This window comes from Desulfitobacterium dehalogenans ATCC 51507 (genome assembly GCF_000243155.2).
Classification (GTDB): domain Bacteria; phylum Bacillota; class Desulfitobacteriia; order Desulfitobacteriales; family Desulfitobacteriaceae; genus Desulfitobacterium; species Desulfitobacterium dehalogenans.
In genome coordinates, this window is the sequence record NC_018017.1 from 3,535,193 (window position 1) to 3,560,492 (window position 25,300).

29 protein-coding genes are annotated in these 25,300 nt (G+C 42.4%); 2 read left to right on the forward strand and 27 right to left on the reverse strand.

Translation table 11 applies throughout. From position 1 onward, the window contains the following. Positions 1 to 69: 69 nt before the first annotated feature. The 27 genes from DESDE_RS17130 to flgM form a co-directional block, all read right to left on the reverse strand. The gene (locus DESDE_RS17130) at positions 70 to 447 is read right to left on the reverse strand and encodes a flagellar protein FlaG (RefSeq protein ID WP_014795287.1); all 378 of its coding nucleotides are present in this window, start codon (positions 445 to 447) and stop codon (positions 70 to 72) included. 38 nt (positions 448 to 485) lie between these two features. Continuing rightward, positions 486 to 818: a hypothetical protein gene (locus tag DESDE_RS17135; RefSeq protein ID WP_014795288.1), complete on the reverse strand. Its 333-nt coding sequence runs from the start codon at positions 816 to 818 to the stop codon at positions 486 to 488. 15 nt (positions 819 to 833) lie between these two features. Then, positions 834 to 1,226, reverse strand: a complete 393-nt coding sequence (fliS, locus tag DESDE_RS17140) for a flagellar export chaperone FliS (protein WP_014795289.1) — start codon at positions 1,224 to 1,226, stop codon at positions 834 to 836. A 14-nt stretch (positions 1,227 to 1,240) separates the two neighbouring features. Further along, a complete protein-coding gene (gene fliD, locus DESDE_RS17145) occupies positions 1,241 to 2,722 on the reverse strand; it encodes a flagellar filament capping protein FliD (RefSeq protein WP_014795290.1) in 1,482 nt (493 codons plus the stop codon). Between the two features lie 206 nt (positions 2,723 to 2,928). Continuing rightward, positions 2,929 to 3,339: a hypothetical protein gene (locus tag DESDE_RS17150; RefSeq protein WP_014795291.1), complete on the reverse strand. Its 411-nt coding sequence runs from the start codon at positions 3,337 to 3,339 to the stop codon at positions 2,929 to 2,931. Between the two features lie 330 nt (positions 3,340 to 3,669). Continuing rightward, on the reverse strand, positions 3,670 to 3,798 hold the full coding sequence (locus DESDE_RS21705) for an Rpn family recombination-promoting nuclease/putative transposase (RefSeq protein WP_242831271.1): 129 nt from the start codon (positions 3,796 to 3,798) through the stop codon (positions 3,670 to 3,672). Between the two features lie 239 nt (positions 3,799 to 4,037). Further along, positions 4,038 to 4,220, reverse strand: coding sequence for a DUF8042 domain-containing protein (locus DESDE_RS23055; protein ID WP_041917292.1), 183 nt, complete (start codon positions 4,218 to 4,220; stop codon positions 4,038 to 4,040). A 2-nt stretch (positions 4,221 to 4,222) separates the two neighbouring features. Next, entirely contained in the window at positions 4,223 to 5,239 is a 1,017-nt protein-coding gene (locus DESDE_RS17160) for a CatB-related O-acetyltransferase (RefSeq protein WP_014795292.1), read from the reverse strand. Between the two features lie 89 nt (positions 5,240 to 5,328). Next, positions 5,329 to 6,603: an FkbM family methyltransferase gene (locus DESDE_RS20840; RefSeq protein ID WP_014795293.1), complete on the reverse strand. Its 1,275-nt coding sequence runs from the start codon at positions 6,601 to 6,603 to the stop codon at positions 5,329 to 5,331. A 55-nt stretch (positions 6,604 to 6,658) separates the two neighbouring features. Continuing rightward, positions 6,659 to 7,180, reverse strand: coding sequence for a dTDP-4-dehydrorhamnose 3,5-epimerase (rfbC, locus tag DESDE_RS17170; RefSeq protein WP_014795294.1), 522 nt, complete (start codon positions 7,178 to 7,180; stop codon positions 6,659 to 6,661). 83 nt (positions 7,181 to 7,263) lie between these two features. Continuing rightward, the gene (locus tag DESDE_RS17175; protein WP_014795295.1) at positions 7,264 to 8,187 is read right to left on the reverse strand and encodes an NAD-dependent epimerase/dehydratase family protein; all 924 of its coding nucleotides are present in this window, start codon (positions 8,185 to 8,187) and stop codon (positions 7,264 to 7,266) included. Positions 8,188 to 8,241: 54 nt separating this feature from the next. Next, positions 8,242 to 9,315, reverse strand: coding sequence for a CDP-glucose 4,6-dehydratase (rfbG, locus tag DESDE_RS17180; protein WP_041917425.1), 1,074 nt, complete (start codon positions 9,313 to 9,315; stop codon positions 8,242 to 8,244). Then, positions 9,309 to 10,082 carry a glucose-1-phosphate cytidylyltransferase gene (gene rfbF / locus DESDE_RS17185; protein ID WP_014795297.1) on the reverse strand — a complete coding sequence of 258 codons (774 nt, stop codon included), beginning with the start codon at positions 10,080 to 10,082 and terminating at the stop codon, positions 9,309 to 9,311. Before rfbF ends, rfbG begins: the two co-directional genes overlap by 7 nt. 300 nt (positions 10,083 to 10,382) lie before the next feature. Then, positions 10,383 to 10,505 (reverse strand): hypothetical protein, encoded by a 123-nt coding sequence (locus DESDE_RS22820; protein WP_014795298.1) that lies wholly within the window; start codon positions 10,503 to 10,505, stop codon positions 10,383 to 10,385. 29 nt (positions 10,506 to 10,534) lie between these two features. Beyond that, positions 10,535 to 10,645 (reverse strand): methyltransferase domain-containing protein, encoded by a 111-nt coding sequence (locus tag DESDE_RS23050; protein WP_427846202.1) that lies wholly within the window; start codon positions 10,643 to 10,645, stop codon positions 10,535 to 10,537. 488 nt (positions 10,646 to 11,133) lie between these two features. Further along, positions 11,134 to 12,639 (reverse strand): glycosyltransferase family 2 protein, encoded by a 1,506-nt coding sequence (locus tag DESDE_RS17190; RefSeq protein ID WP_014795299.1) that lies wholly within the window; start codon positions 12,637 to 12,639, stop codon positions 11,134 to 11,136. A gap of 240 nt (positions 12,640 to 12,879) precedes the next feature. Then, on the reverse strand, positions 12,880 to 13,248 hold the full coding sequence (locus tag DESDE_RS22615; RefSeq protein ID WP_242831272.1) for a hypothetical protein: 369 nt from the start codon (positions 13,246 to 13,248) through the stop codon (positions 12,880 to 12,882). Positions 13,249 to 13,506: 258 nt separating this feature from the next. Then, a complete protein-coding gene (locus DESDE_RS17200) occupies positions 13,507 to 15,444 on the reverse strand; it encodes a glycosyltransferase family 2 protein (RefSeq protein ID WP_242831273.1) in 1,938 nt (645 codons plus the stop codon). 163 nt (positions 15,445 to 15,607) lie between these two features. After that, entirely contained in the window at positions 15,608 to 16,768 is a 1,161-nt protein-coding gene (locus tag DESDE_RS17205; protein ID WP_014795301.1) for a flagellin N-terminal helical domain-containing protein, read from the reverse strand. 253 nt (positions 16,769 to 17,021) lie between these two features. Next, positions 17,022 to 17,414, reverse strand: a complete 393-nt coding sequence (locus DESDE_RS17210) for a flagellar protein FlaG (RefSeq protein ID WP_014795302.1) — start codon at positions 17,412 to 17,414, stop codon at positions 17,022 to 17,024. Between the two features lie 112 nt (positions 17,415 to 17,526). Further along, positions 17,527 to 17,760: a carbon storage regulator CsrA gene (gene csrA, locus DESDE_RS17215; protein WP_014795303.1), complete on the reverse strand. Its 234-nt coding sequence runs from the start codon at positions 17,758 to 17,760 to the stop codon at positions 17,527 to 17,529. A 1-nt stretch (position 17,761) separates the two neighbouring features. Next, positions 17,762 to 18,220 carry a flagellar assembly protein FliW gene (gene fliW / locus DESDE_RS17220; RefSeq protein ID WP_014795304.1) on the reverse strand — a complete coding sequence of 153 codons (459 nt, stop codon included), beginning with the start codon at positions 18,218 to 18,220 and terminating at the stop codon, positions 17,762 to 17,764. 49 nt (positions 18,221 to 18,269) lie between these two features. After that, positions 18,270 to 18,821, reverse strand: a complete 552-nt coding sequence (locus DESDE_RS17225; RefSeq protein WP_014795305.1) for a DUF6470 family protein — start codon at positions 18,819 to 18,821, stop codon at positions 18,270 to 18,272. Positions 18,822 to 18,893: 72 nt separating this feature from the next. Continuing rightward, the gene (gene flgL, locus DESDE_RS17230) at positions 18,894 to 19,877 is read right to left on the reverse strand and encodes a flagellar hook-associated protein FlgL (protein WP_014795306.1); all 984 of its coding nucleotides are present in this window, start codon (positions 19,875 to 19,877) and stop codon (positions 18,894 to 18,896) included. A gap of 24 nt (positions 19,878 to 19,901) precedes the next feature. Beyond that, the gene (gene flgK / locus DESDE_RS17235) at positions 19,902 to 21,500 is read right to left on the reverse strand and encodes a flagellar hook-associated protein FlgK (RefSeq protein WP_014795307.1); all 1,599 of its coding nucleotides are present in this window, start codon (positions 21,498 to 21,500) and stop codon (positions 19,902 to 19,904) included. A gap of 12 nt (positions 21,501 to 21,512) precedes the next feature. Beyond that, entirely contained in the window at positions 21,513 to 21,992 is a 480-nt protein-coding gene (locus DESDE_RS17240; protein WP_014795308.1) for a flagellar protein FlgN, read from the reverse strand. A 33-nt stretch (positions 21,993 to 22,025) separates the two neighbouring features. Next, positions 22,026 to 22,301 carry a flagellar biosynthesis anti-sigma factor FlgM gene (flgM, locus tag DESDE_RS17245; RefSeq protein ID WP_014795309.1) on the reverse strand — a complete coding sequence of 92 codons (276 nt, stop codon included), beginning with the start codon at positions 22,299 to 22,301 and terminating at the stop codon, positions 22,026 to 22,028. Between the two features lie 415 nt (positions 22,302 to 22,716). Between flgM and DESDE_RS17250 the strand changes: the two genes are divergently transcribed. Together DESDE_RS17250 and DESDE_RS17255 are read left to right on the forward strand one after the other, a co-directional pair. Beyond that, positions 22,717 to 24,147 (forward strand): transposase, encoded by a 1,431-nt coding sequence (locus DESDE_RS17250; RefSeq protein WP_014794560.1) that lies wholly within the window; start codon positions 22,717 to 22,719, stop codon positions 24,145 to 24,147. A gap of 312 nt (positions 24,148 to 24,459) precedes the next feature. Then, positions 24,460 to 25,254: a flagellar motor protein gene (locus DESDE_RS17255; protein WP_028305617.1), complete on the forward strand. Its 795-nt coding sequence runs from the start codon at positions 24,460 to 24,462 to the stop codon at positions 25,252 to 25,254. Positions 25,255 to 25,300: the final 46 nt, after the last annotated feature.

Below are 25,300 nucleotides of genomic sequence, written 5' to 3' on the forward strand. Positions count from 1 at the left end.
ACAACAGACACAAAAAGCGCCTCAATCCTTTAGAACACCAAGGATGGAGGCATTTTAACAATGAACCTGTTAAACTCTTTGATCAACAAATAATCCGGCAGCATCGGTTAGATTATGAAGTAGCTCCATCACCCATTTCGGTGTGGATTCCTTAAGAACCTGCTCCGAGTCCTGGTCTACGATCCGCACCAGGATCTCCTCCGAGTCCTCTTCATGAACCTCGAACCGCATTCCTTTATTAATCAAGCCCATAAAGCGGTTCAATTTATCCACTGCCTTCTCAACTTCCTCACGGGGAATCTCTTCCCGGGCATTGGGAATCTCGTTTTTACGCTCGACTACCGGCCGGGGTATTTCTTGAGATCGTTCCAGTTTTTGACCGGGATAGGCATCCACAGGCATCATGGTCTTCTGATTATTAGGCTGAATTGGCTCAATAACGATCATGAGAATTCCTCCTTTCAGCACTGGACTGGGTAGTCAGGTTAGCGCACCCAGTTTCTGTGGTTCACAGGACGCTGGTTCCCACCTGAGTAGGCTTCCGCTACTTGATGATGGTGTTTTGCTTTACTATGAGTCGCTTGAAAGTGACTCATGAGGATTTGGTCTTCCCCCTGGATCTCAGTCAGGAGCTTTCTCCCCTCAGGGGAACTTCTGAAACCTTGGTCCGGAGTCTCCTCAATGAGAGTCTGCATCCGTTCCCGCTGGCTCATCAAATCATGGAACAGCTCCATATCCTTTTTGTCAAGAAATTTCAGCATTTCTTTGGTGAGGAAAAGGTAGTCCTGCCATAAGGATTCCGGAGTTTTCTCAGTCATACCCTTTTTCCTCCTCTAAACCCCGGCCACTTTGTCTTGTTGGGCCAGCTTCATGGCTTCCTGCCAGGTATTGCGCATATCTTCCAGGATTGCTTTGGCGTTACGCAGCTGCTGTACGTCTTTTTTTATATTGCCTTCAATTAAGCAGTGCTCGATATACTCATAAAGAGCTGCCCAATTCTTGGCGATCTCATAATTCATATCCAAGGTACCCATGAATTCGCGAATAATCGCTTGCACGCGGAGGTTGGAGTGGTGAGATTTTTCCTTATCGCCGCTTTCCAAGGCCTGGATGCTCTCGTTAAGGAATCTTAAGGCGCCATTATAAAGCAGCAAGGTTAACTGCTCCGGGGAAGCTGTCATGATCTGCTGGTTTTTGTAAGCGGCCGCCATTTGGGAATTTAACATATTTTCACTCCCTTTTAATTTCCACTGCTAAACATATTCGCCAGCCAGTTGCTTTGTTGACTTAATTTGCTCAAAGCTAACTCCATAGCATTAAATTGTTTATAATAGCGATCTTCCATTTGGGCAAGGCGGTCGTTCATGCGATCTAAACTTTTTTCGTAATCGCGAATTTGCTTTGCCAAAGTACTTTCGGTATCACCTTTAATGGTACCGGTGACGCCTGCTGTTTCCTTAATGTTATCCATAGTTGATTTCAAGGAATCATAGAGGCGCACCGCCACCCCTTGGCTATTTCGATCCTCTCCGGAAGAACCAAACAGTTTGTTCACAATATCCGGGTCCTCTTCCAGAGCTTTCTTCAACTTGGTTTCATCAAGATAAAGCTTGCCGCCTTCCAGATAATCCTTTCCTGTGGTCACACCTATAGAAGATAAAGAATTATATTTGCCTGCAACTCCACTGATAGGACTCGCTATATCATTGCGCAGCCTATAGATCAAGGACTGCAGAGTAGAATCATTGCGCAGCAGGCCACTTCTCGCCATATCTTCCCACTGAGTAATCTGAGAATCGCTTAGCGCACCCTTCATCTCATTGGTTAAGGGCATGTAACTTTTGTATTTGGCCTCATTCAGTTCCTTATTGATCGTTTCCAGCAAACTGTTGTATTGTTCAACAAAATCCTTGACTGCAGATACGGCTTTCCCATTATCGGCCGAGACATGGATGTTAGCCTCGCCTTTTGCTTTTAGAGTATAGGTCACGCCAAAGGCGGTAAAGGTGTTGCCGGAATGGGTAATTTCAGCGCCATCTAGTTCGACCTTAGCATCTTTACCCTCTACCCTCGCAATATCTAGCTTTAACTTATCAGTAAGAAAATCTATACCGGCAGGATCCGTTGTCTCTCCAAAATCAATAGCCACATCCTTCCCTGTTCCTGTCGTGCTTATCTGAAAGCGATCCAGGGCAGCGTCATAGCTGGCTCTAATCTTCAAACCTGATTTATTCAAGTCACTGACAAAGTCATAGATGCTTTTGGTTGGATCCACTTCTATGGTTTTCGATCCAACACCATCGCTGAGCACCAGGTTAAACTTTTCCTCCGCCATATTAAGCTGAGAAACCAGGCTGTCTTTAATAGCTCCTGAACCCATTTGCCCACTGGTGATTTTCGCTCCCTCCGCCAGATTGATCACGTTGATACTGCGGCTTACATTGGCCGCGTCGGCATTGGCTGTAGCGGTAACAATGCTATCTGCTGATGAGGTCACGATCTTAGGGATTGTGGTGCTGGACAGCCGATAGTTAAAAGCTGTGGTATTGCGGAAGTTCTCTATTGTATTGTACATGGTATTATAATCGGTTTTTTTCCACTCCAGCTGAGTTTTCTTTTGCCAGAGTTTATCGTATTGCTCCCGCCGGGCCGACATCATGTCCTTAATCATTTGATCTACATCCATGCCTGAACCGCTTAAACCATAGGTACGTATTGCCATATATAGTCCTCCTTTATATTACACTTTAAATCTCTCTATCGTGATTCACTTGGTGCAAAACTCCTAACTGCTGAATCTTCTCTATATATGAGTTATCGGATTAATTGAGATAAGACTTTAGTCCCAAAACGTTAAAAAGGATAATAAAAAATAAGAGACCTGCGGCTATATGCCTAAGTTCTCTATTGTTACTTGCTTTGCTTTTTTTAGAGTGCTTTTTTAAAAGCTGCGAGTTCGGATTCCGTCTGCAACTGGCGAAGAGCCAAAATATTGATGGATTCTCCTTGAATGATTTGATTCTCACTAATGCGATCCAGCTTTTTATCCATCAGTTCCAGAAGAGCTTTCACATCGTCCTGCTGACTTTGACCGTACCGCTCGACTTTGGTATCCAATGCATCTACCTTGGCAGTTAGTGTAGATTCGACCTCGTCGATTCTTTTCGTTAATGCAGATTCGACCTTATCGATTCTCTTCGTTAATGTAGATTCGACCTCATCAACTCTTATTGTTAACGTAGATTCAACCTCATCGACCCTTTTCTCCAGCTTGGTTTGTCCTTTCTCAAGACCCGTCAGTTTTTCAAGTACCAGCTTTTGAAACTCTTCATTGGTCATGACAGTACCTCCTTGCCGTGAGTTGCTGTTCTTTTCTTATATTATAGCCTGCTAATCAGGACGACAACAAGTCCCAATATACGCGATTAAAATGGCTAAACTCAAATGGTGCACCAAAGAGCTAATCCATCTGAAGGTGTAACAAATCTCTGCTAAAGATTCTGCAATTATTAGTTCAGATGAGATTTTATATTTTTTTCAATCTGCTCTACAGGCAGTTTCGTTATCTCAAGGAACATCCCTTTTTCAGCATGGATAAGATCATTTCCGTTTTGCTTCAACTTTGCTGCATTCTATCCCTTATTCTATTTCCTCGGCTCTGCCCTCTTCCTAGACTCCTTCAATGACGGAGACATGATCCAATAAGGCATTCTCCCGCATTTCATACAAATATCTTTCTTTATCCTGCTTTAGGAATTTTTCAGCAGTCAGGGCTTTACGAATGGCTGGTTCACACATGGTGCTCTCCTCTATTTCCTCTTAGCATCGACACTCATCAAATCAGTTGAGCAACGATGGCCTTAGATCCGTTCAAGGTCTTGCTGTCAGCTTGTAAAGGCCGGTATAAGGGTCTTTGTCAAGGATGTTTGTATCGCTAGGAGATTATTTTCCTCGTACCCATCAATTACCTTTGCAATACTTTCCCGGATATCTCGGATGGACTTACTGTATAGATTCAGTTCCCCAGCTTGGGCTTATCATCGACAAGGTATAATAGGCGATTTTTCAATTGCCAGAACTACGTCCTGAAATAGAAGTACCGACTCTTCCAGACGAAGTTCCTCAAGCTGCACCTTCATGTGATACAAGGCTTCTTCAAGCGCCGGCAGCAGATTTAGGGTATGGTAGATCACTTCGTAATTCTGATCCGTAAAACTCACAACTAAAAAACCAGCGGATCCACTCCTGCAAGAATTTTCAACCCAAATTCATCAGCATATGTTGTCCAACGTACTGTGTTAATGCTCCTAGTAGTAATAAAATAATCTGCTTGCATAAAAAGTAGTCGTTCATCAAACACTTCACAGTTATATACTAGAACATCTGGACAATTTACAAAAGATTGGGTAATACTTTCTACCTCACTGATATGTTTTTGGATATCAATCCTATTTGACATATAAATTATTAAAGTGACACTATCACTATTGGTAAACTTTGAACAATATTCCTTTAATACTTTTTTCCAAACAGAAAATGGTTCTTCGAAATCAGAGAATAGCAAGAATGAATTGTCTTTCCTTTCTAATTTGAGGTCAAATAACTTCTGCTTATGTCGAAGAGCTTCCGGATAGAAAACATCTATAAATTTATCAATGCTCTCTGTAAATAATGCCGCATGCTCATTAAGCACTTTTATATCGAAATCCCACCATCGTATCAGTTGAAGCTTTTCGATCTGTTCATGAGTGAACCTATAATTAATCACCCGGCATGGGTTTCCGACTGCGATTGAATAGGGAGGAATATCTTTCGCTACCACTGACCCTGCTCCAATAACTGCCCCGTTACCTATCTTCACTCCCGACATAATTAGCGTATCATGACCGATCCAAACATCGTTTTGAATAATAATTTGCCCTTTTTTTCGAATCTTGGGCTCAGATTGAGATAAGTCAGATTGAGATAAAAATGAAGCTGCCGAAGTTGTTACCGATTTATAATCGTGGTTCAAATTTACCATTAATGTTAAGTTCGTTGCGATTGAACAATAATTGCCGATTTGAATGCTATGTGCAAACTCTGAATCTAGATCTAAACGGGACTGTACCTCTGAGGAAACAATATAAGAATCAACACCAATGTTTAATAACGGAAACTCTCCAACATTATTTAAATTAACCTTTACAGTGGTAAGTCTATTAATCGTTTTAGGGTTTACTTGAAAATTCACTATCATTTTGGTTTCCCTCCTTAGGCATCCCCCTTAAGATTCGACACTTTGTCTATTTTAATAAGAAAAGCAAATTGGATGCCCCTATTGCTTCTCTATATGGCATATATGCAATAAGACATCGCAAATGGCAGTTCAAATGGTGGGTACCTTAAATAAAACTGATAGGAAGAATCAATTCTGTTAATCAAAAGGGGTATATCAACAATGTCCGCAAGCTTATGGTAGCTGTCCACTACTATCTTAGGATGCTCATTCTTAATATGTTTTTGTGCACCAACAATGGCCTCTTTGTCAACGCCTTCCACATCAATTTTCAAAAAAGTAATTTCTTCTTTAATGTCTTCATCTAAAGGGACTATTTCTACCCTATATAGTCCCTCTTTTCCTAGTTTGTTGCCATGGAAAGGACCTGGCACTCCGTTCAAATACAGTTCACCGTATTTATCAGACACACCTTTCCAATTATTCACCACATTTTTAAGTGGTGCAAGATTTTTCTCCAACACATCAAATGTTTCTTTAGAAATCTCATAGGTATAAATTCGTTTATAATCATTTCCATATGTATTTACAAAGGATGCGACCGTATCGCCAATATACGCCCCTGCGTCAACAAATACCTCTTCCTTTTGATACTTTATTATATCCAAATCAAAATTTACTGGAAATATGTCATCTCCGGCCTTTGTTATTCCTTCTATAGAAAATGTCAGCCAATTATTAATAATAGCATTTAGCGCATTTTTCGACCGGTAATCACACAGCCTGCCATAAAACCATTCAAAATCAGCTGCTCGGTTTTTTAAAACTTTCATTCTATTAATCAGTAATGAATTGTTAGAACCGTCTAGACCGTCAAGAATATTGTTTTCAAAATACCAACCTCTATATTTTACAGTGAGATCATTATATAAGGTCTTATTTTGCTCCTGAACCTTTTTCAGATTATCAAAGGCAAACCGGCATAAGTCTTCGAAGCTCGTTTTTTTAATAAAATCTATATAGTTGAAAAACTCATAATCCACGCTATTATACTTAGGAATAATGGAAGGCTTCTTCTTATAAGATTTGTCCGATACCAGTAAAACAACTATATCCTCAAACCAAGCATCAAACAATGGCTTTAATTTTGCAAAACAATTCTCATATTTTAATTTGGCTATATAATGCAGTACCTTTGTGGCATCCGGAACTCTTCCGGCATAAAATTCAACTGATTCAAGATGCTCAACGCAAGCTGAAACAGCTTCTAAGATATCCTCGACTAAATACTCATTTCCTGTAATACCATTACTAGCCAAACAATCAATACCCTCATTAGCTGTAGTAAGTACTGAGATTATCTGCCTTATTTCTTGCGCCGCCATTTAAACAGCCTCCTCATTCATCTCTAATAATCATTCACAATTGTAGATTGCTTAATTACCCCCAATTTTTATCCTTTTCACTCATGATATAGGGCGGGACCATGGGCCATACTATCCCAAATGCAGGATCGTCAAACCTGTATCCAACTTCCGTATCTGGCGTATAATATTGAGTTACTAAGTATAACACCTGTGTGTTGTCCGTCAGCGTCAGATACCCATGAGCACACCCTTTCGGAACATACAGACCAATCCCATTCTCCGCTGAAAGTGTTTCACCGACCCATTGCAAATACGTCGGTGAGTCTTTGCGAACATCCACACATACGTCAAATATCTCGCCTTGAATACACATCACCAATTTGTCTTCCGCCGCATCACCGAATTGAGTGTGCAATCCCCGAAGCGTCCCCTTATATCGATTGGTTGATAGATTCATTTGCGCGATTTCGCCACATAGTCCCACTGCTTCCAGTTCACGGCGACAGAACATACGTGAAAATGTCCCGCGCTCATCAGCAAATGGCTCACGTTTTACAATATAAGCCCCGGCTATTTTTGTCGCTGTGATTTTCACACAATTACCTCCCGATAGCTTTAACTCAATAATCCTTGATGCATAAGGTCGGACGATTCAGCGTTGCCGATAGTTCTGTCACCTTATACGCCTTTCCTATCTTTCAGCCATGCTATGGTCTTATCAATTCCATCCTCAAAACTTACTTCAGGGACAAACCCGGTATCTTCATTAAGCAAATGCAGATCAAATAACGAATAGTCAAGGGGAACACCGCTGTACTGGATTTCCCCAAGGTTCAGCGGAATCCTAGGATCCACTCGATCTCGCATTACTTTCAAAAAATCCTTTAATGGCTTTGGTTCGATACTGCCAATATAATAGTTCTTGTTTGCCTGTCCACATTCACCAATAGCATTAAAGGCTTTTGCTGCATCGGTTATATATATAAAGTCGTAAATTTGTTCACCAGATGTAAACGCTGTTCTTTCTCCTGATAGAAATTTTCTCAATGTTGTATTGACAAAACGGGGAGAAATCTCGCCCATCCCATAAATATTAGAGATAGTCCCTACAACATAATCAATATTAACTTCTGCGGCAACAGTTCGAGCCATATAATTTGCGGCTAACTTCGCTGCACTATAAACATTTCCTGATCCTGGTACATTCTGTGTAGACATAATTTGAGCACATTCATATCCCATAATACTGCCGGGAAGCACAAATTTCTTACTACTAATATCTCGACTTGCAATCACTGCATCACAACTATATTGGACATTTTTTAGTTGTAATTCATAATTTGAACGCAAGGTTCCGGCAGAACCCTCCCAAGCAAAATGGTAAAAGACGTCAAAATGACGTTCGACTATTATCTTTGCTAAATTTCTTATCTCATCAAGAGGACAAAACACTATTTTAAGCTTGGGTAAATCTTTAATTCTTGAGCAATTAGATTGTTCATTACGGACGATTGCTGTAACCTCAACACCGCTTTTTACTAGTTCCTCAACCAATGCACTGCCTACAAATCCATTTGCACCAGTAACAACTACCTTTTTCATTGCATCTCCACAACCTTTGACTTGATTAGCCGTTAAAGATAATCTTAATTCTCATTAACTCAGATATTCTCGAATCTGTTTATCCATAATCGCAGTAACATCTTCTTCGACAAAGTATGTTTTTGTCCATTCAATCGTTTTTTCCAAAGCTTGCTTAATATTCCATCGGGGTTCCCAGCGAAATGTCTTCTTCAATTTAGTGCAATCAAGCTTTAACAGATTCGCTTCATGGGGACCTCTATCATTTTGCACCTTCCACGAAGCCCCTACGCCCCAAGTCCGGCAAAATAATTCAACTAACTCTCCTGTCGTAATGCAGTCTTCTTCATTCGGACCAACATTATAATACCCTGAATACTGGGGATTTTCGTATTGTTTTTGAAGAATCATTAAATATACCTTAAGAGGCTCAAGAACATGCTGATAGGGGCGTATAGAATGTGGATTACGAACAATGATTTCCTCACCACTCCCTATGGCCCTAATACAATCAGGAACAATTCTATCTTTGGCAAAGTCTCCTCCACCAATTACATTACCGGAACGCGCTGTAGACACTGAAACGCCCTGTCCTTGAAAAAACGAATGATAATAACAGTGTGTGACAAGCTCTGAACAAGACTTGCTGTTTGAATAAGGATCAAACCCATCTAATGGCTCATGCTCCACATATCCTCGCTCTGTTTCTCTATTTAAATAGACCTTATCTGTTGTAACATTTAGAACAGACTTAACACTTCTACACTGACGCGCTGCTTCCAAGAAGTGAACCGTCCCCATAACATTTGTTTCATAAGTATAGACTGGAGCATTGTACGACTCCCTTACCAAAGGTTGAGCTGCCATATGAACCATAATGTCGGGCTGAAACTCTTCTACACATTTTTTCAGATAGTCTAGGTCTCGTATATCACCTATAACTGAAAGAATCTCCTGTGAGATTCTCGCTTTTTCAAATAAGTTTGGACGGGAAGCAGGTTCTAGAGCATATCCACAAACGGATGCATTGGCCATTTTCAACATTTGACATAACCAAGATCCTTTAAATCCGGTGTGACCTGTAATGAAAATCTTCTTGCCATCGAAGAATTCTAAACTAAAAAAAGGTTCCTCAGGGTTTTTCACCATACTTTCCAAGGAGCTTCACCGCTTTCCCACAATCTTTCTAAAGCTACCTTATCTCTTTGCGTATCCATGCATTTCCAGAATCCGCTATGATGATAAGCCACAATTTCTCCTTCCTCCGCCAACTTTGCTAACGGTTCCTTTTCAAAAGCGATATCATCTCCATCAATATAGTCAAACACTTCCGGTTCAAGGATAAAAAAGCCGCCATTAATCCAAGTATTTAATGTATTGGGCTTTTCAACGAATTCCAGTACTGTGGCATCGTCATTCAAGCCCAATACGCCATATCTGCCACTGGGCTGAACAGCAGTCACGGTAGCTAGTTTGCCATGAGATTTGTGAAAGGCCAGTAGTTCATGGACATTAATATCAGCCACTCCATCACCATAAGTCAGCATAAAGGTTTCATCGCCAATATACTTCTTAATTCTCTTAATACGTCCACCTGTCATTGTATCTATTCCTGTATTAGCTAAAGTCACTCTCCACTCCTCAACATCTTCACTGGAATGGATCTTCAAACTATTCTTAGCTAAATCAAAAGTTACATCGGAACCATGTAAAAAATAATCCGCAAAGTACTCCTTAATCATGTATCCTTTGTAACCTAGACAAATCACAAAATCGTTGAAACTATAGTGAGAATAAGTCTTCATAATATGCCATAAGATAGGGCGCTCCCCTATCTCAATCATGGGTTTGGGCTTTAAATGTGATTCTTCACTAATACGGGTTCCATAACCACCAGCTAGTATTACTACTTTCATATTACTATTCCTTTCAATTCCAAAACAATATGAACTTTGCACCCTAATAAGTTTATCAATACTTATTGCAGTTCATTTAAAATTCCGCGCTATTGCACTCCTAATTCGTGCTCCTCGGGTAATTGCAAATTAGCGTTTATATCCTTTATTCTTTTCTGAATCTCTGCTTTATAATTAGGGTTCATAACGATGACATGTGTTACTTCTCTTCGAATTGCAGTTTCTATATCTGTGATCAAGCGCCCTGTACCTTGTAAGAACTTACCTTGTTTATTAGGATTAATATCAATAATACAGTTATCAACCTTCGCTCATGATTAGCATATTAGCAAATGTAACACCTTTTGCCCCCGTTCCCCAAATCGCAATATGATTAGTTTCTCTATTCATAGAAATAAGATACTTGCGCCAGGCAGCTAACATCTATTCCTCTCTTGCCCCAAAATTATCAATTATCCTTTTCCCAGGGCTTTTCGAATACTCTTCAATAAAACAATAGGATCCGAAATGTGTTCAATTACATGTCTACAAATGATCACATCCGCTTCTAGCGAATTCTCCATTAAAATAACTTTTGAAAATTTAAGGCGTCCCTAAACAGATTGTCTTCTCCACAATAACTAGGGTCAAAGCCAACTCCACTATTTCCGTACTTGGGATTTTTCACCATTCTTTTTAGAAACTCGCCTTGACCGCATCCAATTTCAATAATTCTTGAATTTTGAATCTTACATTCTTCCTTTAAATGATAAGTTAGAAAACCACATATTCCCCCAAAACATGTTGAATATAATTGACAATTATCATAGGATTGATTATATATGACTTTATGTTCGTTATAATTTTGATTATAAACAAATTAACATTTTGGGCATGCTGATCTTCCCCTTACTTATTTGAGCAGCTACATCTTGTTCTGAAATAAACTATATTTTGAAATATAGGTACTCCATCTCTTTCTAAGAATGAATAATTTCTATTGTGACCACAGATCGGGCAATTGCTTTTCATACTGCTCCTCCAGCAGCTTTTTCTACCAAATTAATGCTATTTAGCTCCTTTTAATGTTAATAACAAAATCCTTTGCCGTTGCTTTAATATAAGCATTATTATCTGTAAAGTTAAAACTATCAAGTAACTCTTTTATTTCTTTATTAAATGAATGCTGTTCAATACTAACATCCTTTACAAAATACCCCTGAGTGTTCAGGTGCTCACTAAGCTCCTCAATAGAAATGTGATGCAAGTTATGTATATCTTTAGTTGTCACATCAAATCCCATTATCTTCAGAAACGTTCCAATATCATAAGTATTACGAATTTTTAATAATAATTGTCCATCGCTTTTAAGCAATCTTAAAAAATATCCTAACATCAAGAAGGGATCACCGTATGAATTTAAAGGTTGACCTACAACAATATAATTAAAATAGCCTTCCTCAAAGTGCTGAAGAATATATTCCGGACGATCTGTTTCCACCCTACCATTACAAATAGTTTTTAAATCAAACCAGTATTTTGCCTTGGTTGAAAAGGCTGATAATTCTGCATTAAAAGAACCTTGTTCCCGAAGAGTGTTTTTCAACTCGAGTATAGGCGTACCACATCGGACATCAACCCCTAATATATTTGGAGCATACTTTGAACTCACTTTATTGGCTTTAACAAAAGACATCATCGAAGTTTCAAAATTATTTACATCGTCCCAAGCATCAATTCCATAGTACTTTTCTTGAAAGGCGGTTCTTCCTTTTTCAAGAGACATCCGAATGACTTCCGGGTCTCTGGTTGCAATGCCAGCGTGTTGAACAAAAACATCTTTGCAAAGAATTGCTTTATAACCTGCTCTTCTCACTCTGAAAGTTATGTCATCATCTCCAAAGTCATGAAAAAAACCATAATCCTGCTTACCAAGCATATCTAAACAAGTCCTACGGTAAAAAGCCATTGCGGTTATCAAGCGAAGGTGCTCATGCCATTTTCTGGGATTTGATTTATTGAATTCAGCAGCTTTTTTTTGCATATCTTCAAAATCATTAAAATCCAAATCTACAGCTTGAAGATTACTAACATTATCGGATACAGGAACTATCATACCAATACGTTCATCTGAAAAGGCACATTTCAATAGGTTTGCTAGCCAATTTTTTGTGACATAAATATCGTTGCTTATTACTGCAATAAATTTTCCTCTAGCTATTTCTATGCCGGAATTAATGCCAAAGAAAAGCCCTATATTTTTAGTGATTTTGATAATTTTCTTTTTTGGATGTTTTACAGATTCGAAGAACTCAAGTGTACCATCTGTAGAGCCATTATCTACTAATATAAGCTCATAATCTTCATCTAAGGTATAATTTAAGATGCACTCCACACAAATTTTTGTATGTTTATAAAGATTGTTATAACCTACTACAATAACACTCACTAAAGGAGCATTTAATTCACTTATGGTCATTGATACATTATCTCTAGCTATGTATATATCCCCACCCGGTTCTGGCATTTTCTTATCATTAGTATTAATTTGAATTATTTGATTTGATTTTTCATTCATCGATTTTCATTCCTTTTAAATACAGAACTTTAAATTAAGATTAGAAGCTATTCTTTTCTTCTCAAATCTGAGATTTCCCATTTTGGAGCAAATTCTTCGCCGATTTTAATGTATGATTTTTTATTATTCCAATTACAATGAGAAGACTGATAACAATCTTTACAGCATTTCATCATCTGCGGGGTATTAACTGTTCTTCGATTTTCTTGGTATTGCGAAGCATTCCACATCTCCCGGAAATTACGATCGGAATACTACCTTAACTTCCTCAAGCCCTATATCAGCCGCTAAATCTATAAGCTCCGGCAACTCATGAAGACTGCGGTGCATAGCACAAAAAACATAATTTATATAAGGATACTTAAGGTTAAGATTGTGTTTTCTACTAACAATTTTTCTAAGATTTCTGTTTATCTCACGTAAATCAGAACCTCTGCGAATGGCATCATTTGTTTCTTGATTAGCACCATCAACACTGACTGCGAAAACATCAACATGATTGTCAAAAATTGCGTCAAGAAGTTGGCCCCATCCCATAAGGGTTACTTCCTCAAGTATATCAAATAAGGGCTCTAGAGAGTAAAACCATCTCATATCTAAACGTATCAAGCTAAATGATGCTGCATTTCTTCCACACATAACGCAATCTAGATTGCATGCATTCGTCAGTTCAAGTACTATGCGCCGAGGTAATGAACAGAGAATAGCTTTACAGACTCCATTACTTGAATATTACAATCGCTGTTATTCTTCTGTTGGCAAGTAAGTGGTTTCCCTGAAAACAAATTTGTAGTTTTTGACCAAATTATCGTCGCGAACGTCCTTCTTTTATTATTTCTATGAATATGAGAAAAAAATCCATATCGACTATTTGTATGTCTTAGATGGCTTTCTTTCATATCTTTCGGCATGCTTACTCTCAGCCCTATCCCGCAATACTTCGTTGGCCTTTGCTCTCACGCTACTGGACGCATTCAATTTGTCAACATTCCAACGCAAGAACTCATAGATGTCGTTAACACGATAGCCTGCCTCATAGGCCTTGATAAAAGCCTCGGAAGCAGCAATAGGACTATTCAGGCGGTTCAGGCAGTAGCCCTGATTATAGTACAAAGCCGGATGTACCAAGATACCTGCCTCCACTGAGCGTTGTACGGCATAATTATAATAATTCAACCCATCCTGATAATATCCTTCCATGATAAAGAGACTGCCTAATGGAGCGGTCATATCGTCCGGAAATTGGTCAGCCAGCCTAAGCAACTTCTCCTTTGCGGTATCATCAGCCCAGAGAAAAAAGGTGCGCACCATACTAAGAAAGGCCGGTTTATCTTCTTCGCTAAACAGCATGATATCCCCATGATAAGCTTTGAGGATCCTCGCATAGGCAGAGGGCAATTGTTTCGTGGCTTGAGCCACATACCCACCATTGCCGCTTAAGGCGGCCGCCGTTGCCGATACCAAGGCCAGCCGTTCATCCTTATCCCTGCCATAGCAATCCAATAATGCGGCAAAGGCTTTATCATAATAGCCGTTGGCCACCAGCATTTGCAGAACCACATAATCTTCTTTCGGGTATTTTTTTTCCCTTAAGCTTGTATAATATGCCAAAACCTTTGGCAGTGGGTGATTGACCAAATTTGTAGCCAAAAAGTCCAGATCGGCTTCCTTTTCCACATCAAATAGCGCATTTAAAAAACCAATAATCTCCTCTAGCGGCTGGGGCCGGATCAGCCTGAGCAGACGGTCAAAAGCGGTTGCATCATATTTGTCTATTTGCAAAGTTTTTATATAATATTCAACTGCCTCGCCGGAGTCACTGCGGAATTCACTGATAACTCCCATCATACTGTGCAGGTTGCCGAGATTTACGGCTAGGGGATTGACTTCGATATCCTCATAATTTTCGTGTAGTTGCAACGCTCGCCGCAGTTCAAGGAAGGCGGCGTCGTAGCGTTGGTCATCATATAAGAACTTGGCTTTATAAAAATAAAATAAAGGATGCCGTGGGAATTTACCGATGGCAATCTCCACTTCCTCCATTACCTCACCCACAGGATAATGCAGGTTCATCATAGCATCGATTAAAATGTTATGTAACCGTACATTAAGATTGGTCAGCTTAGCGCCGCAGTCTCTAAACAAGCGGACATAAGTAATGACCTTGTCCCACTGGGACAAAGTGAAATATGTGTCCGCAATGTAATAATAATATTCCGGCTTAGCAACAGTATCGCCGTCCACCTGCCTAAGTAAGAGCTTCAGGTTTCTGTGGGCTTTATCCTGATTAATATCTTTTGAATAGCCGGTATGATAGATGAGTAGCTTCCGCCGATCTGCCAGATGAGCCTGCAGTTTTCCTCCTTTGCGGCTATAATGGAGCGCTTCATGAATCGGGTTGAGATAGCGGAGCTCTTTATCGTTTTTAAAGATCCGCACATGGACAATTTCATTGATGATCTTCCCGCTGGTTTCATCAATGTTGATCATTCTGCATGCTACGGCACCATACGCTTTGTCCAGATTTTCCAGATAAGTCCGGAGATTGCCGCCGGTGCCGCCGGCGAAGTATTCATCGGCATCCAAAAAGACGATCCAGTCCCCTTTGGCCTTGGCAATGGCAAAATTTTTCGCCGCGGCAAAATCATCGATCCAGGCAAAGTGAAAAACTTTCGCTCCCAGAGCTTGGGCAATCGCCACCGTCTGATCGGTAGAGCCGGTATCCACGACAATGATTTCATCCACCGCCCCGCGATAGCTCTCGATACAGCGAGCAATGACCTTTTCTTCATTTTTTACAATCATGCAGGCCGAAATCTTCATTATAGGTATATATCCTTCCTTCGTCACATTTTTATAGCAGAGAGGGACAGCACTGAAACCGTCCCTGCCCACCCCTTATGTTCTATTAGGTGTAAAATAGAAGCCAGAGTGAATACTCTGGCCCCTATACCTGGCAAACTATGGATTACCGGAGAAGCTGCAGTACGCCCTGAGGCTGTTGGTTCGCTTGGGCCAGCATGGCTTGAGCAGCTTGGGAAAGAATGTTGTTCTTCTGGAAGTTCATCATTTCTTTCGCCATATCTACATCACGAATCCGTGATTCAGCGGCGGTGAGATTTTCGCTGGAAGTACCCAGGTTGTTGATGGTGTGTTCCAGACGGTTTTGGATGGCACCCAGCTTGGAGCGTTCTGCCGATACCCGCTCAATCGCGTCGTTAATGGTTGTAACGGCGGCAGTTGCTTTGAAATAGTCATCCACTTGTAGTGATTTCCCATCCGCATTGCGGACACCAATGTCCTGAGCCTTCATGGAATTGATGCCGACCAGAATGCTTTGGCCGCTGTTGGCCCCGATCTGCATACTGAAAGAGTTGCCAAGATTAGTCTCTGCTGTCACAGTTGCCTTTACACTGATCGTGATGCTTTCACCGACAGCAAGGCTAAACAACGAATCGCCACTAAGTTCGATTGTTTCACCCTTGAACGTAATTTGAGTACCATTAACTACAGCTCCGGTAATACTTGCATCGGCACTGTCAATTCTGAAATCTAAAGTGTCACCTGCTGCCGATGAAACCAAGGTGCGGGTTATGATAATGGTACCACTATTAGCAAGATCGGTCGCGCTAGCACTAGAAATTCCAATTTCCGCCCGAGTATTAAGTTGGATCTTAGTCTCGGAGGCTGCAGCTTCGACAAGACCTTTTTTGCTCCCGTCAATCAGCTTCTGGGTGTTGAACTCGGTGGTGTTGGCAATCCGGTCGATTTCATCAGTTAACTGGTTAATTTCTTTCTGGATTTCACCGCGGTCTGATGTAGAGTTGGTATCATTAGCAGCTTGAACAGCCAGCTCACGCATCCGCTGGAGAATGCTGTGGGTTTCGTTCAAGGCGCCTTCTGCAGTCTGGATCATGGAAATGGAATCTTGAGCATTACGTCCGGCTTGGTCCAAACCACGGATTTGACCACGCATTTTTTCAGAGATAGCCAAACCTGCAGCATCGTCACCAGCACGGTTGATGCGGAGACCGGAAGAGAGCTTTTCCAAAGATTTGGCATTATTGGTGTTGTTGGTGGTCAATTGACGATAGGTGTTAATCGCCGACATATTGTGGTTAATAATCATAAGTGTATTCCTCCTTGATTGTGATGCCGGGCATCCTTGCCCGTGCATTTTAATAATGCGGGTAGAAAATTTCCGCCCTCCGGCCGGTAGGGGAGAAGTATTCTACTTTTTCCTGCTTATCTTTTATATCGTTAGATTCGGAGGTTTTCCTTAGGACGATTGTGGTCAACAATCACTTGTTTTGTTTCTTTTCTTCAATATATCTTTCGTTTTCTCGATATTAAGCCCTTATTTCTAAATCTTTATTCCTACTTCATACTTTCTTATCCAAAAGCAGTCCCACATAATCCCGGATGGCCGCCAAGGTGTCCAGCAATTCATGGGGGGGGAATTCCTTGATGACCTGATTATCCTTCTTGTTGATAAATTTAACGATCAGCCGCTGAGTTTCTTGATGCAATTCAAATTGCAAATCGGCATCGATAGTTACGATAAATTGATTCAGACGTTCGGTCAATTTATTAACATCCTCACGAGTAAGTTCTTCCTTACCCTCAGACTGGGATTGATTTCTCCCAGCTTCCGATTTATTGGCCGCTGTGGGTTTATTCAGCGTCAGATCATCGGGTTTTGCAATCTCTGGATTCGCCGCATAGTTATTCGCAGTCGCTTGAACCGGAGGCTGTTTTACTACAGTCATATCCATATGTCTATCCTCTCTCCTTTTGACACAATATTCTTTATATAGATTATCGGCAAAGCAAGAACAATACTTAAGAGGGGAATTCAGGCAATTGCCTGAATTCCCCTCTCTCAATCTACTTTTTGATGTGAAACCCCTTTAAAACAGTTAGTTCTGATAGATCTACGGGGATAGCGGCCTCTTTATTCTCAGCCGCGATAGCATCATAGATCTCACCCCGGTAGATTTTGATCTCTTTCGGCGCATCAACGGTTAGGCGGATACTGTCCCCTTTAATAGCGACGACGGTTACGACGATGTTATCACCGATCACGATGCGCTCTCCAGCTTTACGGGTGAGTGCCAGCATCTTACTCGCCTCCTTCAGGAGTTCCCTGAGCTTGGGCCTCAGGAAAAAGCTTGTGGCGGACGGAATACTCCGTTTTATCCAGGATAATCTGTCTGCCGATTCCCTTATCCCTATTGACAACGATGGGAGCCAAGAGATTGACTGTCATGTCGGTTATCTTTTCTCTTACGGTGCCAATCAGAAAAACCTGAGGAGGGTTTTCTTCCGAAAGTTCCAATTCCCCGGCCAGCTCATCATCGAGGACAAACTCATACTCCGGAATAAAGGGGAAGGGATCAACCAGCAGAAAGGACAAATCCGCTTCTGCAGTGGATTGAAGGAAGGAGAAAGGACTATTTTCATCATGGGGTAAATGGACAAAGGCTTTCTCATCGAGAAAGCCTGGAATTCCATGAGGAAAATGAATGATCTGCTCAGGGGCCACTTCAAGGGTTCCAAATCGTGTGGATTCTATCTTCATTTCGTTTCCTCCTTGGAAATAAGGTTGCAATATATGCAGAAAATGACTGCTACACTTTAACATCTACTACGGAAATATCGAGTCTGGGATACTGAGTCACCTGGATGTCCACCTTTCCGGGCCGGTAATCCGCATCTACTTTTCCCCTCACCAGGTTGTAGTTAATTTTGCCCGGAATGACTTCGATCTGAGCCGGGCTGGCTTCATAGCGGACAGAGGGGGGGACGATGGGCTCAAAGCTGAGCTCACCTTTTTCCTCAAAACAGGATTCAAAAGCCATGTCGGCGATGGCATTGGTGGCAGGATTACTAATCTGCGCCAGACGATTTCCCTTTTCCACGATGGCGGCGATACCTTCCAGGGCAGCCTTTCTGCCGCGATCGTAGTTTTCCTGGGAAAGGGCAGCCCTGGTTTTGATGCCTATGGAATGATAATACTCCGTATTGTCAATGGTCAATTTCCCGGCCGGTTGGGTGATTTGCAGCTGAGGACGGATGTTCTCCATCTCAACCATGGGAAGACGTTTCTTCATATCTAACCGGGCATTCTGTATCGTATACTCCAAGCGAATGGGGTAACTCCTCATGCTGAGTCGGAGCATCCGGCACCCCCCCTTAAGCGGTCACTTTTTTATCATCTATATCATTTTATTTCAATTTTATTTGAGTCCGGTTTATCTCAGGAAATCTGCCAGGGAGGGCTGAATAATCTTCGTTCCCACAGAAAGGGCGGCCTGATAAATGCTGTCCTGGGTCTTAAAGTTCACCAGAGTCTCCGCGATATCGGCATAAAGAACGTTAGCGAGTGAATCTCCGAGATTGGCAGAGGTGGAATCCAGCTGGGTATAGACCGAATCCATACGATTTTGCCGCGCACCCAGTTGAGCGCGTACATCAGAGATGTGATCCGCTTGAAGTTCCATTTTAGCGATTAAGACCTGTACGCCGTCTTCTTCTGTCCCTGTGCCATCATCCACTCCAAAGATGTTTGATTCGTTCAGAGCTTTGCTCAATTGGGCCAGAGTATCAAACATGGCAATGCCTGAAGCACCGGTCTTCTTGTACTCATAGGTGGGAGGATCGGTGGAAGGGGTCTTTTCGAGATATTCCCAGCCTGCTCCAAATAAATCATTCCCATTGACCGAGACTTCGATACTTAAATCACTGCCTACCTGGAATTTCTTCGTATCATCGGAGCCTTGCCATCCGGTAGCTCCTTTGGGGAAAGGTTCCACGTTGGCTGTCCCGCCAAAAATATATTTGGTACCTACTTTGGTATTGGCTAACTCGATGACATGCTCCCGGATTTGATCGATTTCAATGGCGATCTTTTTGCGGTCCTCATCATTCACCGTGGATGTATTCATAGCATGAATGGCCAACTCTTTAGCCCGTTGGATCATAAGGCTCATCTCACCCATAGTATCATCTGTCGTATCCATGTAGGCTATGCCCTCCTTGGCATTGGCCTTCAGTTGGTTCAGGTAGGAAATGTTACTTTTAAAGCGCAGGGAGTTCTCCGTCCCCACGGGATCATCGGAGGGGCGGTTAATCTTTTGTCCTGATGACAACTGATTCTGCAGTTTATCCAAGCGACCTTGTGCCGCCTGGAGATTTAGGAGCAGATTGCGGGAAAGCATATTATTGGAAATTCGCAAAGCGGTTCACCACTCTTTCTTATTCTAACGAGTAATACCCATTCCATTGACGATAGTATCCAGCATACTGTCCAGCATGGTCACGATCCGCGCTGCCGCAGTGTAACTCTTCTGGAATTTGACCAGATTTGTGATTTCCTCATCCATGTTTACTCCGACCACGGATTCCCGTTGATTATACATATGAGTGACAAGGACTGCCTGGCCTTCCTTCATCCGGGTCGCTTGCTGGGCATCGACCCCCAGCTCGGCGAGAGCTGCCCCATAATAATCACCAATAGAAGCTGCCGATAAAGGAGGAGGGGGCGGAGTTGTTATAGGAGCCCCGGTCACAGGGTCTGTCAAACCAGCAAGCCCGGTCCAGCCTGTGGACAGAGAACTAATAGCTTTAGCAACTTCTCCGTTACCATAAGCTCCCACCGGGTTTCCGTTTTCATCTTTTGTAACTTTTCCGGTGGCGATTTTCCAGGGATCACTTATCAGTGCTGCATTCACTTTAATATTAGCGGCAGTGATCGTTCCTACACTGGTATCGAAAAAATCGAGACCAGAATTATTATCCCTATCTATCCCTGTCTTATGAATTGCATTCACCGCTTCAGCAATACCTTTGGCCAGCTGGTTATACTGATCCCGCAAATAGGCCAGATGCGCAGTAGCTTTGGTATCCCCGTTAGCGGTATCATAATCAAATCCGGAACCCCGCAATAAGATGCTGGAATGGAGCTCTCCCGAGCCTTCACCCAAATTAACGGAAGCACCGGCTAAAGGATGTCCCGCACCCCATTTTACTTCAGCAAAAGGCTCCCCATCCGCTCCGGCCGCCTCAGGTGTCGCCAGCTGATAGGCCTTCGTATCATCGACAAGGATCTGGTCGGTTGCTTTTTCATTGCCGATATAAAGCTTAAAGATATTGACCTCTCGATCTGTAAAGTTAGGATCCCGGCTTTCCACAACCCGGACATTGACCAGCTTGGAAAGCTCATCCACCAAGGCGTCCCGTTGATCCAACAGGTCATTGGGATTGTCCCCGGAGACTTGGACCTTCTTAATCTGATGGTTCAGTTCCTGGATTTGCTTGGCATAGTTATTAATCTGGCCGACCTGGACCCGCACGCTGGAGTCGAGGCTTTTTTGCAACTCGGTAATCTGTTGGTCGATATGATGGAGGGTGTCGGCGAGAGTGGCCGCTCTTTCTAAAATGACGGAACGGGCGCCTAAGTTTTCCGGATTATTGGCAAGCACACTCCAAGCATTCCAAAATTGAGTCAAATCATTGCTTAAACTGTTATCCGAAGGCTCATTGAGGAGCCCTTCGATCTTCATCAGGGTATTTTCACGGGCTGCCCAATAGGAGTATTTGGAATTCTCCCAACGGAATTGCCGATCGATAAAGATATCCCGGGCCCGCTCGATGCTTTTGACGGTGACCCCTGTACCAATGCTCAAGTAGTTCCCCATGCCGGGGATTCTATCGGATAATGTTGCCTGCAAATTAACCACTTGGCGGGTATAGCCTTTGGTATTGGCGTTGGCAATATTATGCCCCGTGGTATCCAAAGCGATCTGCTGAGATTCCAGTGCCCGCCTCGCTAACTCTAAACCAGAAAATGTGGAGCGCATACGAATCCTCCTCTAAATATTTCGATCGAGAAAGTGAACCGTCTTCGCTTCGCTCTCTTTCCCCCCAGGGCGGTTATAGGTACTGCCGCTGGGTTGTGCGGTAATCACGCTAAGGGTTAGGTCGATCACTTTCATGGCCTGCTTAAGAAGTTGATTATTGAGTTCATTGACTTCTTTCAAATTCATCACAACGTTTTCCAATTCAGTCTTAACATCGGTCAGTTCCGGAAAACGCTCTGCTAATTCTTTTAAAGTAATGCTTTCGGGAGCTTTCCCTAAGTGCTGGGCGATCTGCTCTGCCCATAGAAGCCGCTCCTTTTCCAGACGGGAGGCTTCGAGAAGAAGCTGCTCTTCCTGAATTGTCGTGGCTTCAATCTCATGGAGATCGTTTTTGAGCAGTGCCTGTTGCTTCATCTGAGCATAATGTTTGAGTTCTTTATAGAGAGACGCTTGTTGCTTTAAGTTTTCATTCAACTGCTTAATATCAGGCACAATAAAACCTCCTTTTGGGGCAAAGAATGCGGATCATTCTTGACCGAGCAGCTTACCGGCAATGGACTGCGCATCGATCTTGAATTCACCTTTATTGATCTGCTCTGTAATTTCTCGAATCCGTTCTTCACGAACTTCAGGAATCTCCTTGACTTTCTGTAAAAGATTTTGATAGAGCTGTCCCTTGTCGGAGACTTTGATGCCGTCTTGTTCCTGACCAGGTATTGCAGCTTTTTTAGCGATGGATGCCACTCGGTTGGTCGCTTGGATACTACCGATCGAGGACATTGACGTTCCATCTATTTTCATTTCGAATTCACTCCCGTACACACTATCTTATCTTTGTTATCGACATTCTCTCCGGAAAGATGAGAGGTTATTTAGCAGGATTATGTTCATCAGCATTAGAATTTCTCCATTTCTCTCCGAATATCAAGGCTATCCCTTGACCCAGATAATTTTGTGTTTCCTTTTACCAGATTAAGACCGACCGTAAATCGGACTTGCCCCAAATTTCCAAGCGCGGGTCTGTTGACAAAAGCACAGATGCTTGTCAGCCAACATCGAGATATGACAAGTAAGTTTAAGATTAGATCATTTCGAAATTACTCATCTAGATGACTCGTCTCAAAACCGGCGTTTTTTCACCATCACTCCCCTTAGACCCTAGAAAATCAAAGGGTATCTCCTTCGACATGGTATAATGGTGTAGGGGGTGGCGCCAATGATGAAAGAGCAACAACACAAACAAAACCGGATGCTTTGTGTCTTTATGGAGGACCTCGTGCCGAAAGGGCACTTTCTGCGCAAGCTGGACGCAGCCATAGATTTCAGCTTTGTCTATGACATCATGAGACCGTTATACAGCGATAAAGGAAGACCGTCGATTGATCCGGTTGTTCTGGTAAAAATGCTCCTGATCGGCTACCTCTACGGAATAGACTCCGAACGGAAGCTGGAACAAGAGATCCTCGTCAATATCGCCTATCGTTGGTTTCTAGGTCTTGACTTAGAAGATAAGGTTCCGGATCACTCGGTCTTTTCTCAAAACCGCAGACGCCGGTTCAAAGATACGGAAGTGTTTCGGGAGATCTTTAACACCGTGGTTGAGCGTTGCGCCGAAGCAGGACTCATCGGCGGTGAATGCGTTGTCATGGATTCCACCCATATTAAAGCCAATGCCGCTAACGGACATGCAGAGAAAGTCCTTCTTGTGGAAGGTCCCAATGACTACTGGCTCAAGCTCAACGACGAGCATGGCGGTCATATCCGGCAAAAAACAGAAGAGGCAGACATGACCTTGACGGTTAAAAAAAAGTCTCTCTCTGATCCTGAAGCCGGGTGGATGCACAGACATCCCAAGCCAGCAGGCTTTCACTACCTTTGCCATCAAAGCTCAGATATCCGCTATGGTATCGTAACCGACGTCCATGTCACGCCGGGGGATGTGACCGACGCCCCCTATTGTGTGGAACGGATAGCTTACCAAAAGAAAGAATGTCGACTTCCTTTCCGCTATGCGGGATTGGATAGCGGCTATGATACAGTGGCAGTTCATCATGGATTACATCAGCTTGGAATAAGAGCCTATATCCCTGTCAATCCTGGTCATACAGCCCATTGGCGTAAAGAAAGAGGACTGTTTACCATTGAGGATTTTCACTATGACGTTCAGAATGACCGTTATATCTGTCCTAACGACTGCACACTGCGTTACATAGGTGTAAGAAAAGCACATTACAGAGTGGGTAAAAACTATGTCACACGATCAGAAGATTGTAAAAACTGTCCTTTGAAAAGTCAATGTATTGCCGGGAAGGCGAATTACAAAGAAGTCAGACGGGATTTCTATCAAGAAGATCAGGAACGCCATCACGCCTTAGTCGGAACAGCCTTATACCGCTACGTCATGCGCAAGCGGCAGGTAATATGTGAAGGGAATTTTGCTCTTCAAAAGCGATGTCACAATCTAAGATTCACTCGCAAGCGAGGCATTGAGAAAGTCCAGGAACAATGCCTCTTTTCGGCAATGGCCCTGAACCTGAAAAGATTGGTGAAGTATGGGACAGCACCGCTCAGGCCAGCTGTCTCCTATCCGCAAATTAAGCTGAGGATAGTAAGTCTGCAGAGAAATCTCTCAGTTAATTATTGTTGATGGTCCTTAATCGCTATGATTTACCCTATTTGTCAACAGACCCGCGCTTGGAAATTTGGGCCTTGGCCTTGACGAGTCCACTACCTTTTCTACTATAATAATATATAACAATAACATCGACTCGGACGACATCTTAAAGCGTACTTATTCTTATGTTATAGGCCTTTAGCCCTATAAAGTTTTATGCCTTTTTTTTCGATAAATAGAATGGTGTCTTTTTTTACTAAAAATTTCTATGCAAAAATCTTAGCAAAGGGGGTAGCCGGTACTTTAGTTTATTGTGTCTTTAAGAGTAAGCACCGGCCAAGTATGATGGACATTTCAACATTATTAGGGATTCTCATCGGTTTTGGAGCATTAATTCTGGGCTTTCTCCTCGAAGGGGGGCATATCAGCGCGCTCTTTCTTCTCCCTCCGGCCATTATTGTTTTCGGCGGCACCTTCGGAGCAGTCTTTGCCAGTTTTCCCTTGAAGGAAATGAAGAAATTTCCCACTTGGATGAAGATTGCTTTTACTGATAAAAGCTATGGCACGATAGAAGCTTATGAGACTCTCATTCGCTTTGCCGAAAAGGCCCGTCGTGAAGGTCTGCTCAGTCTTGAGCAAGAGCTTGAAGAGGTGGAGGATCGTTTTACACGTCAGGGGATGCAGCTGGTCATCGACGGCACGGATCCGGATATTACCAGGGAAATCCTTGAATCCAATATTGCCGTGATGGAAAAACGCCATAAAGTCGGCATCTCCGTCTTCGAAGCCGCAGGGGGTTATAGCCCCACCCTCGGGATTATCGGTACTGTCATGGGATTGGTCCACGTCTTAGGTAATCTTACGGACCCGGAGTCCCTCTCTAAATCCATCGCAGGAGCATTTTTGGCAACCTTGTATGGTGTATGCTTTGCCAATCTTCTCTATCTACCCATTGCCACAAAACTCAAGCAAAAGGATAAAATCGAAGTAGCCTCTATGGAAATGATTATGGATGGAATTCTCTCCATTCAAGCCGGGGAAAACCCCTCTATTCTCAAAGAAAAGTTAAAAACCCATCTTGGTAATATGCCTGAGCCGGCGATCCCACGAAATGAGTCAGGGGAAAGAACTTTCGCATAAGCTCAGAATAACACTGTAACCAAACATAGTATAGAATTAAGGTGAA